Genomic DNA, 10,745 nt, shown 5'->3' with positions numbered 1-10,745 from the left:
GGTGCTACTGGCGCTACGGGTGCTCAAGGTGTTCAAGGGCCAGCGGGTGCTACTGGCGCTACGGGTGCTCAAGGTGTTCAAGGGCCAGCGGGTGCTACTGGCGCTACGGGTGCTCAAGGTATTCAAGGACCAGCGGGCGCTACTGGACCTCAAGGGCCTCAAGGTATTCAAGGACCAGCGGGCGCTACTGGCGCTACGGGTGCTCAAGGTATTCAAGGACCAGCAGGTGCTACGGGTGCTACTGGACCAGCGGGTACCCCAATTCCTGTAACGATCGCGGCAATCGGAAACTCCAATGCTCAAACAATATCCCCTGGAACAAATATCCAATTTAATCAAGTTTTCGAAATAAATAACATTAATTTCAATGACACTGCAGATACTTTAACAATTTTAGAAACAGGCGTATATGATATTAGTTTCTCAGCGTCTACAACTTTCCCAGGCTCTTCACCGTTTGGATTCGGTATTTCATTCAACGGCCAACCACCTACTCGTAATTTCTCAACTAACGTTATCGGTAGTGCTGTATCGTTCTCTACAATCGTTACTTTACAAGCTGGTACAACAATTTCTGTACAACCTACAGCAAACACTATTTCTATTCCTAACACGGGCGATACAACTGCAACACTATCTGTATTCCGAATTTACTAATTTTCGCTTGAAAATTATATTTATAATAATATGTATCGTTTAACCGTGCATTAAATCTCTCTTTATATAGAAAGGAGCACTTATTTGGGAGGATAAGTGCTCCTTCTTTACGTTTCTTTACCTCAAATTTACTCTATCTTAATCCTCATTTTGTATGATAAATAGTGAAGTCAAAGATATGAAAGAGGGATGAAAATGAGAGTTATGTCACTAATACGCATTTGGTTTGCACTTATGGTATGCATTATTTTATGTTTAGGATGTTTTTTAACTCTAAAATATTCCACTATATCAAAAGCAGAGAGAAAAACTACTCCATACAAACTTCTATATACGAAACAAAGCAACATCCCTTATTCCAATGCCACAAAGAATGAAAAAAAAGTTATAAAAGGAATGCTTATTACAAAAGCTTCTAGTTCCGAGGCGTTACTTCAGATTGCTGAAACGATTAAAGATCAGTATACAAATAAAAAAATCGATGAAATTACACTTTCTATCCACAATGAAAATAACGGTAATTACGAAGAGGAATTACCTTACGAACCTATTAGTAAAGGCAAAATAATCGTCACATACGATTCCGAATCTTTTGGCAGTACGAATATTATACTTAACGAGTAATATTATGTATCTCAACGGATATGGATTAATAGCTAATTAAGATAGACAAAAATCTCTACCGATTAAAATTTCATTTTGTTTTCATACAAAAAAAGAGGCGAATTTCTTTATTCGCCTCTTTCTTTTACCAAAATGAAGGAATCCATTCTTTCACTTTATCAAGCCACTCTTGTTGCTCTTGTTTTCGTTGTTGTTCTTCTTCTTTTCTTCTCTTCTCTTCTTCTTTTCTTCGTTTTTCCTCTTCTATTGTAGTCAATTGTTTTTTATAATCAGCCTCAGATATGAGCGATAACTGGAACGCTTTTTGAGCTGGATTTGCGTTCGCTTTTTTCATAATATCCCGGAACATTGTCGTCGTAATTTGACTACCACCTGGAACATAATGATCGCTATCTGTTTTATCATATCCTACCCAAATCGCACCTACCAAATCTGGTGTGTATCCAACAAACCATGAATCCTTTGCACCGGTGCTCGGGCCATTTACAATTTGAGTAGTTCCTGTCTTACCTGCTGTATCAACATTAGTAACTTTCGCCTTTTCGCCCGTTCCCTTTTCCACAACACCTTTTAATAAATATGTCATCTTTTGAGAAATTTTCTCGCTCGTCACTCGTGTCTCTTTCTTATACCACTTTCCAATCGTTTCACCTTCAGCATTTTGTATCTCTCTAATTGCATGAGCTTCCACTTGGACACCGTCATTTGCAAATGTACTGTATGCTTGAGCCATTACAAATGGAGATGTCCCCACATGCATACCGCCTAAAGCAATCGGATACGTACGATCTTCTGGTACTAATGGAATACCAAATCGCTCTAAAGATTTCAATCCTTTATCTAATCCAATTTGTTCTAATAGCCACACAGCCGAAACATTGTACGATTTTGCCACAGCTTCATACATTGTCACATCACCGTGAAAAGTATGATCGCTATTTTGTGGTTTATATTCTTTAATGTTAAATGGTTCATCTTTTAATATATCGTATACTTCATATCCTTGTTCTAACGCTGGTACATATACAGCCAAAGGCTTTAGCGTTGAGCCAGGTTGTCTTTTTAATTGCGTTGCATGGTTAAACTGTAAAAACTGATACGGCCCTCTGCCTCCAACTAGAGCTGGTACACCACCTGTTTTTGGATTCATAAGAACTACACCCGTTTGCATAAGTTGGTCTGAGCCACTATCTTTGAAATAACTATCATTATTCACAACGTCTTCTACAGCCTGTTGTTTTTTCGGGTCAAGCTCTGTATAGATACGATAACCACCCGCTAAAATTTCATTTTGTGTTAATTCGTACTTTTCCATCGCTTCTCTAACAATATAGTCTACATATTGAGAGTATTTTCCCTTGTATTTATCATCAACGCCTCGTTTTAACACAAGTCCGCTCTCTTTTTCTTTACTATACTGTTCGTCAGAAATATACCCTTGCTCTTTCATTAAACTTAATACAACATTACGTCTTTCAATTGACTTGTTAAAGTTTTTATAAGGTGAATACGCAGACGGCGCTTTAATTAAGCCCGCAATCGTTGCAGCTTCTGAAATTGTTAAATTTTTTACATCTTTATCAAAATAAGATTTAGCCGCCCTTTTTATACCCCAAGCACCTTCACCAAAATAAATTTGGTTCATATACATTTCAATAATTTCATCTTTCGTATACGTACGCTCTATTTTTTTTGTTAAAAAATATTCCTTTATTTTACGCGAAAATGTGCGGTCTTGTGTCAGAAATACATTCTTCGCAAGCTGCTGTGTAATTGTACTTCCCCCAGCTACAACTTCTCCTGCTGTAATATTTTTAAAAACCGCACTTATAATTCCACTATAATAAATACCATGATGGTTAAAAAATTCCTTATCTTCTACTGCAACAATTGCCTGAACCATAATATCAGGAATATCTTTTCTTTTAACGCCTTCTGTTTTTGAAGAAGCTAATTTTGTTGCAACCTCATTATTTGCATCATAAATTAAAGTCGGTTGTGGAACAGCTTGTTTTAATTCAGATATGTCTTGAATGGAAATTATTATATTTACAGCAATAAATAGAGTAACGAATACACTTCCCAATACAATTAATGAATTACGAAGTTTCTTCCTCTTATTGAACCACTCAAGCATTTTTTTAAAATGAGTGTTCTTCAATTTCATTCGTTCACTTCCTTCATTTATTTACACTCTTCTTTTTAAAAGGAAGAATATACCGCCTTTTAAATTTATTATAATAACGTAGTCATTCCTATAGTGTAAAGCTTTTCTTTTGCATTCATACTTTTTGCAAGAAAAGGACATTCTACAAGTAAGATATTCACTATTGGATATTAATATTATTAATAGAACAACGAGAGTTATGTTAAGTTTTTGTAAACTTTTCGATAAAATGTTTTAAAAAACGACAGTTTTTTGTTAGAATTGATTAGCCAATATATTTTACATATATTACTTTTGTGGGGGTAACAATAATGGTCTTTAAATCAAAAAAAGATAAATTTTCCGAAATGTTAATGAATGTTTCCGAAAATTTAAAAGAAGGCGCGCAGTTTTTCGTGGAGTATAAAATTAAAAATGCTAGCGATTTAAAAGAGTTTTCTATGCGCATGAAAGAGTATGAGTCAAAAGGTGACTCATTTATTCACGAAATCATTATGGAGTTAAACAAAGCGTTTATCACTCCAATTGAGCGTGAGGACATCCTACAACTTGCAATGAGTATGGATGATGTATTAGACGGATTAGATCACAGTGCTGGTCTGTTCGAAATGTATTCTATTACAGAAGCTGATGAATACATGATTAAATTCGTAGAAGCAATTAATCAATGTGTGATTGAGATTGCAAACTCTGTTGAATTAATGTCTAACAAAAAATTAGTCGACATTCGTACAAATGCGATTAAGATTAAGGATTATGAATCACAGTGTGATGATATTCGCCGTCATGCGATTAAGAACTTATTCTCTCGTGAAAAAGATCCGATTAAGATTATTCAATTTAAAGAGATTTACGAAGAGCTTGAAGAAGTAGCTGATAGCTGTCAAAGCGTTGCAAACGTATTAGAAACAATTATTATGAAGAACGCGTAAGGAGTTTGATCATGGATACACTCTTGATACTGACCGTTTTAGTAGTCATTTGCGCTTTAGCTTTTGACTTTATCAATGGATTTCACGATACAGCAAACGCTATTGCAACGGCTGTTTCAACGAAAGCTCTAAAGCCTAGACATGCCATTATTATGGCGGCTATTATGAACTTTTTAGGCGCAATGACATTTACAGGTGTAGCAAAAACGATTACAAAAGATATCGTTGATCCATTCGCCTTACAAAATGGTTCTCTTGTAATTTTAGCTGCTTTGCTTGCGGCAATAGCTTGGAACTTAATTACTTGGTACTACGGTATTCCAAGTAGTTCTTCGCATGCAATTATCGGCTCAATCGCAGGTGCAGCAATTGCGGCCGCTGGGATTAGCTCGCTAAATCTTAAAGGATTTATTAAAATTATTGAAGCTTTAATCATTTCACCGATTATCGCTTTCGTTATTGGTTATATCGTATACAGTATTTTTAAAGTAGTATTTAAAAACTTTAACTTAACGAAAACGAATAAGAACTTCCGTATATTCCAGATTTTCACTGCGGCATTACAAGCCTACACACACGGTACGAATGATGCACAAAAAGCAATGGGAATTATTACGATGGCTCTTATGGCTAATAACTATCATACTTCTAGCGATATCCCGTTCTGGGTACAATTATCTTGTGCTATCGCAATGGGGCTTGGTACTTCTGTCGGTGGATGGAAAATTATTAAAACTGTCGGTGGACAAATTATGAAAATCCGTCCTGTAAATGGTGTAGCTGCCGATTTATCATCATCACTTGTTATTTTCGGTGCAACATTCATTCACTTACCGGTTAGTACGACGCACGTTATCTCTTCTTCTATTTTAGGGGTTGGTGCTTCTCACCGTGTGAAAGGGGTAAAATGGGGAACTGCAAAACGTATGTTAATTACATGGGTTATTACACTTCCTATTTCAGCTTCTTTAGCTGCTCTGTTTTACTACCTATTACATTTTGTTTTCTAATCAAAAGTCGTCTTCCTTATTTTTCTAGGAAGACGACTTTTTTGTGAACAAGCCTATTTCTCATTAAAAAGCGTGTATAATAATTGGTGGATAAGTTATTTAGAGGAGTTGGCAATTTTGGAATACATCATGTTACTTTTCATCGGACTAATCGCCGGAACAGTCGGCAGCCTAGTTGGGCTTGGAGGCGGAATTATTATTGTTCCGTTATTGATTGGATTACACAGTTTATCACCACAACTTGCAGTAGGGACTTCTATGGTAACAGTCGTTTTCACAGGACTATCTTCCACCCTTACTTACATGAAGCATAAGCGAGTAGATTATAAAAGTGGACTTATTTTATTTATCGGAAGCGGCCCTGGTGGTATTATTGGATCATGGGCAAATAAATTTTTAAACCAAGACACATTTTCTTTATACTTTGGGATTTTCCTTATATTCGTCTCAATTCTACTTATGCTTCGAGACAAATTAAAACCTCTTTCCCTCTCAAATACGTCTGTAATTAAGCGTTCTTTTACAGATAATGATGGAAATACTGTACACTACCAATTCCCACCGTTTCTTGCTATCTTTATCGCCTTTATAGTTGGGTTTATATCTGGATTATTTGGAATTGGTGGCGGTGCCTTACTTGTTCCAGCAATGATGCTTCTTTTTGCATTCCCAGCACATATTGCAGTAGCAACTTCAATGTTCATCGTATTTCTATCAGCAATTGTAAGTTCTGCAACTCACATCTCCCTTGGAAATGTCAGCTGGATTTATGCATTAATCCTGATTCCGGGTGCATGGATCGGCGGAAAAATCGGGGCTTACATTAATACAAAACTAAGTGGAAATGCCGTAATTAATTTATTACGTATTACGTTAATTATTCTTGGAACTAGATTAATCATTATTTCCCTTTTATAACGTATTCTTTTTAGAATGCGTTTTTCTTATACACATGAATATAAAAATCCTCCGAGGAGAACAAATAAAATTAAACAAACACATAATAACATATAATTTGAAATATGTACTTTCTTCAAGTTGACCACTCCTATAACTGCGACTGTTATCTTTATGATAGCGAAAAAATAGTTCACTTGCAGTTACAGAGCGCTAACAATGCAAAATCAATTATTACAAATTTTATCCTTATATTTCATTTCTTTGTATATTCTATCGATTTAATAAAAAAAGATGTCATATTGACATCTTTTTTAATGAAGAAGTGACCATCCCATGAAGTCTTCATGTACTTGGCACGCCCTCTTATCGTTTCGATCATATAATTCAGCATAACTATCTGTTTCTTCATCATAAGCCATCGTATAAATAATTTGGCCGTCTACTTCAACGGATAAAACGACTCCACCTTTCATCTCTTCTACATGAATGATAGCATTCGCCGGAATTCTCATATCCGTCATTCTCATCGCATCTAACAATATACTAAACCCCCTACAGCGTATTCATTGCTAGTACTATTACACACTAAATAGTATACTACTGTAATAGCATACATTTCGTCAATGAAATTGCTGTTGAAATAGCATATTGTCTATATACATATACGCTAAAATAGAAGAAATAGAAACATATTAATGGGGGGCTAACATTGATTCTACACAAAGGAGATGTACTATTCCGTCAAGGCGAGGACGGTCCTTTATACTTTATAAAAACAGGCTTATTAAAAGTAGTTCGGCTAGAAGAAGACGGAACACCATTTTTATTCAACATTATCGTTCCAGGTGAAACGATACCTCATCATTCTTTAATTTCGCCGAAAGAATATCACGGTACAGCTATCGCTTTAATAAAAACAGAAGTGGAACCGATCACTAGTAATGAATGGTACGAGAGACTTCAAGCAAATCCCGAATCGTATGCTAACATCGCTATGCAATTGCAATCTAAATTAAGAATGATGCAACAACGAATTGATCAATTGACAACCGTCTCTCCGAAAGAACGTCTTCATCGTTTACAAGAATGGTTCACCCTATATTTAGGTGACATTCCTATATATGAAATATTAACACAAACCGAAATTGGCCAACTGATAGGTATACGCCGTGAAACAGTAAACCGTTTATTACGAGAACAAATAAAAAACGAGGTAAAATAAATACCTCGTTTTTTTGCTTATTGTAAGCTTGTTGCTGGGCCGAAAAATTCATAATGAATATGCTCTTGTTTCACACCTAAATCAGTTAGTGCAGCATTTATATGCTTCATAAATGCTACTGGACCACAGAAATAAAATTCTGCTTCAGTTGTCGGAATAATAGTTTTTAACCACTCACTTTCAATGTAACCTTCTTTATCAAAGTTCTTCATTTCTAAATCTTTTTCAGTCGGTGCAGAATAACAAGTATATGCTTTAACTTGTTCATATTCATTTTCTACTGCCTTAACGTGTTCTTTCATTGCATGTGTATTACTATTTATTGCTGCATGAACAAAATATACATTACGTTTTGAATCTTGTTCAATTAACGTATTTAACATACTCATCATCGGTGTAACCCCTACTCCACCACTAATTAGTACAACTGGTAATGTTGAATCCATATTTAACACGAAATCTCCTGCTGGTGCACTTACTGGTAAAACATCTCCTTCTTTTACATGTTCATGTAAGTAATTAGACACTTTACCGTCTGGTGTATCTACACTTTTTTCTTTTTTTACACTAATACGATAATATTCTTTCCCAGGAGCGTCGGATAAACTGTATTGACGATTATGTGTATATGTCTCACCTTCAATATTGATTTGAACCGTTACATATTGACCTGGGATGAATGAAGAAACTTTCCCTCCATCTTCAGGTTTCAAATAAAATGACGTAATAACATCGCTTTCCTTCACTTTTTTAACAATCACAAATTTGCGGAAGTCTTTCCATCCACCTTCTTTATGTGCAGCTTCTTCATACATCTCTGCTTCAATGCTAATGAATGCATCAGCAATGACACCATATGCTTCTCCCCATGCATTTAAAACTTCATCAGGTGCACCTGCGACCTCTTTAATGGCACGTAGTAAACATGTACCTACAATCGGATAATGCTCAGCTTTAATCCCTAAACTTCTATGCTTATGACCAATTTGTTTTACAACTGGAATAATTGCTTCTAAATTATCAATGTACGTTGCAGCTGCATAAACAGCATTCGCTAACGCTTGTTGTTGTCTTCCCTTTTTCTGATTCGTATGGTTGAAAATATTCAACAACTCCGGATGTTCCGAAAATAAAATTTGATAGAATCTCGTTGTAATTTCAACACCTTTTTCTTGTAATAATGGTACTGTTGACTTTACGATTTCAATTGTTTTTGCACTTAACATTGTATCCCACTCCTCTATTTCCTTAACTGTTTTTAGTTTAACTGAATCTTATAATGCAGATTGTGATTTTAATCACTATTAACACGGTGTTTTTGTGAATAATATATGAACATTGCATTTACAAAACAAAATAAGCTAACTAGAATTCTAGCTAGCTTATTATTTTGTTTGTATAGCTTGTTCAATTACTTTTATATCTTTCCCATCGCCAAACTCCGTATACCCCCAGATATTCGTTTCACCTCTATATTTATTTACGATAATATCCAAGTCATGATATACACGGTGGGCATACACTACATACTCAATATTTTGAAATTCCACACCTTTTTTTACAATTTCATAGCTTCTATTTACATCGCGTTTTATTTTTTCATTCTTTATTTCCGTATGTATATTTTTTAAAGATTGTTCTTGTTGTTGAAACCATTGCTTAAATTGATTCCAATCCCCGTCTGTATAATTCTCTGCTTTACCGTAATTTAAGAAATTATTATAGCTTTCATGTGTCATTCGAATAAAATCTAGCACTTTTGTCTCTTCTTGCACATCTTCTATTTGAGCTATTGTATTTACCTCAGCAGGCTTATTCGCATAATGTAACAGCACTTTCATAAGACTATAACTAGCCATGATCATCACGATAATAATTCCAAATACATTTAACAATTTCTTCATATACAGAACTCCTTCTCTACTAAAAATATTACAACGTATGACTATACATGTAACATTCTCTCGTAGAAATATAATTCCTGTATTAATTCTTCCTATCATTTCGACAATGTTTTTCTATACATTTCTCGTTGGCAAATAATCTTGTAAAACAATATATCCTTCATAAGCTGTGTAACCGAGTATAGCCATTAATCCGATATAACAAGCAAATACTGTCCATTTCGTTTTCGCATCCACTTTATAATAGTTTTCTTGTTGTTCCTTTTCTGTTTTCCATTCATTTAATTTTCTTTCTGACGCTTCAAATGCTTCCCTTATGTGAATTGTATACTCATCTTTTTCATCTTCATATGGAACATAATCTAACGGTTCGAACTTCGGTAAAAGATACTCTAACACTTCCATTTTTTGAAGTTCACCTATTTGTAACTCTTTTTCCCGTTCTCTTTGTCTTAATGCATGCATCTCATGATGCATCACATATATAGTCCGATGTACAGCACCCGTTTCTTTTAATTCCTCTTCAAGCCTAGTAACATATTCTTTCATCCCATCAATTTTATGCCCTAATTCCTTAATCGGCTCATCTCTCTTTATTACTCTATATAACTCCATACAACCGATAATAACAATAAATCCTCCCAAAATACTTTTAAAGTAAATTGAATAGCCAAGTAATAAAATAAGGCCTGCTCCCCAAATTTTAGTACTGACAACTGAAATAATTCTCCCACCATCTAGCGGCGAAACGGGAATTAAATTAAAGAAATTAATCATACTTCCAAGCAAAATAACAAGCGCCCAAAATGGCTCTTTCGTCATTATATAAAGCGGTATCGCTGGTAAAAATGACAGAAGTCCGAAAAGCGGACCCATATAGGCAATGTAAGCTTCATCTTTCGCATTTTTCGGCATCTCTTTCATTCCAATAAGGGCCCCCATAAATGGAATAAAGATTGCTGGCGATGTTGGAATCCCCTTTCTTTTGGCAGCCCATAAATGGCCCATTTCATGAACAAACAACAAATAAATGAGCGCTACTCCAAATTTCCAACCATATAGAACTGCGTATGCGCCAAGCGATAGAAACATACTAAATACCGTTGAAAACTTTGCTAATTTAAAAAATGCAAATACCCACTTTAACTTAGACAGTAAAAATAGACCTATCGCAACAATAATTCCCCATAATCCTTTTTTATTATTTTTCATATTCCTCTCCTTTATCTCTCATTAATGAATCATATTCATTCATCAAAGCTTGTTCTTTTCTCTATTATGACATATTTTTTTCTATTATTAGAAATAATGTTTATATAATCCATTTTA

General features: G+C 35.0%; 11 protein-coding genes. 6 read left to right on the top strand and 5 right to left on the bottom strand.

The window, feature by feature from the left end; all coding sequences use genetic code 11:
* Together F3I02_RS16890 and F3I02_RS16885 are read left to right on the top strand one after the other, a co-directional pair.
* Positions 1–657: Gly-Xaa-Xaa repeat protein (locus tag F3I02_RS16890; protein ID WP_196478199.1), on the top strand; the 657-nt coding region annotated here is incomplete at its 5' end.
* Between the two features lie 195 nt (positions 658–852).
* Positions 853–1,281 (top strand): hypothetical protein, encoded by a 429-nt coding sequence (locus F3I02_RS16885; RefSeq protein ID WP_001265550.1) that lies wholly within the window; start codon positions 853–855, stop codon positions 1,279–1,281.
* A gap of 124 nt (positions 1,282–1,405) precedes the next feature.
* Here the strand turns inward: F3I02_RS16885 and F3I02_RS16880 are convergent, their stop codons facing one another.
* A complete protein-coding gene (locus F3I02_RS16880) occupies positions 1,406–3,448 on the bottom strand; it encodes a transglycosylase domain-containing protein (protein ID WP_000769237.1) in 2,043 nt (680 codons plus the stop codon).
* Positions 3,449–3,759: 311 nt separating this feature from the next.
* Here F3I02_RS16880 and F3I02_RS16875 point away from each other — a divergent pair, with 311 nt between their 5' ends.
* From F3I02_RS16875 to F3I02_RS16865, 3 genes are all read left to right on the top strand, one after another.
* Positions 3,760–4,380 (top strand): DUF47 domain-containing protein, encoded by a 621-nt coding sequence (locus tag F3I02_RS16875; protein ID WP_196478198.1) that lies wholly within the window; start codon positions 3,760–3,762, stop codon positions 4,378–4,380.
* Between the two features lie 11 nt (positions 4,381–4,391).
* On the top strand, positions 4,392–5,390 hold the full coding sequence (locus F3I02_RS16870) for an inorganic phosphate transporter (protein ID WP_000380272.1): 999 nt from the start codon (positions 4,392–4,394) through the stop codon (positions 5,388–5,390).
* Positions 5,391–5,507: 117 nt separating this feature from the next.
* On the top strand, positions 5,508–6,308 hold the full coding sequence (locus tag F3I02_RS16865; RefSeq protein WP_000455762.1) for a sulfite exporter TauE/SafE family protein: 801 nt from the start codon (positions 5,508–5,510) through the stop codon (positions 6,306–6,308).
* 293 nt (positions 6,309–6,601) lie between these two features.
* Here F3I02_RS16865 and F3I02_RS16860 read toward each other — a convergent pair whose 3' ends face one another.
* Positions 6,602–6,829: a hypothetical protein gene (locus tag F3I02_RS16860; RefSeq protein WP_000883009.1), complete on the bottom strand. Its 228-nt coding sequence runs from the start codon at positions 6,827–6,829 to the stop codon at positions 6,602–6,604.
* Between the two features lie 170 nt (positions 6,830–6,999).
* Here F3I02_RS16860 and F3I02_RS16855 point away from each other — a divergent pair, with 170 nt between their 5' ends.
* The gene (locus F3I02_RS16855) at positions 7,000–7,512 is read left to right on the top strand and encodes a Crp/Fnr family transcriptional regulator (protein WP_000600582.1); all 513 of its coding nucleotides are present in this window, start codon (positions 7,000–7,002) and stop codon (positions 7,510–7,512) included.
* 17 nt (positions 7,513–7,529) lie between these two features.
* On the opposite strand, the gene hmpA is transcribed toward F3I02_RS16855, so the two are convergent.
* From hmpA to F3I02_RS16840, 3 genes are all read right to left on the bottom strand, one after another.
* Positions 7,530–8,738 carry an NO-inducible flavohemoprotein gene (gene hmpA / locus F3I02_RS16850; RefSeq protein WP_000947332.1) on the bottom strand — a complete coding sequence of 403 codons (1,209 nt, stop codon included), beginning with the start codon at positions 8,736–8,738 and terminating at the stop codon, positions 7,530–7,532.
* Positions 8,739–8,897: 159 nt separating this feature from the next.
* Positions 8,898–9,416, bottom strand: a complete 519-nt coding sequence (locus F3I02_RS16845; protein WP_000735212.1) for a hypothetical protein — start codon at positions 9,414–9,416, stop codon at positions 8,898–8,900.
* Positions 9,417–9,530: 114 nt separating this feature from the next.
* Complete coding sequence (locus tag F3I02_RS16840; RefSeq protein ID WP_000794471.1) at positions 9,531–10,628, bottom strand: site-2 protease family protein; 1,098 nt, start codon at positions 10,626–10,628, stop codon at positions 9,531–9,533.
* Between the last annotated feature and the right edge of the window lie 117 nt (positions 10,629–10,745).

This window comes from Bacillus sp. SRB3LM, from assembly GCF_015712745.1.
GTDB classification, from domain to species: domain Bacteria; phylum Bacillota; class Bacilli; order Bacillales; family Bacillaceae_G; genus Bacillus_A; species Bacillus_A thuringiensis_K.
This window is presented reverse-complemented; position numbering and strand designations above follow the sequence as displayed.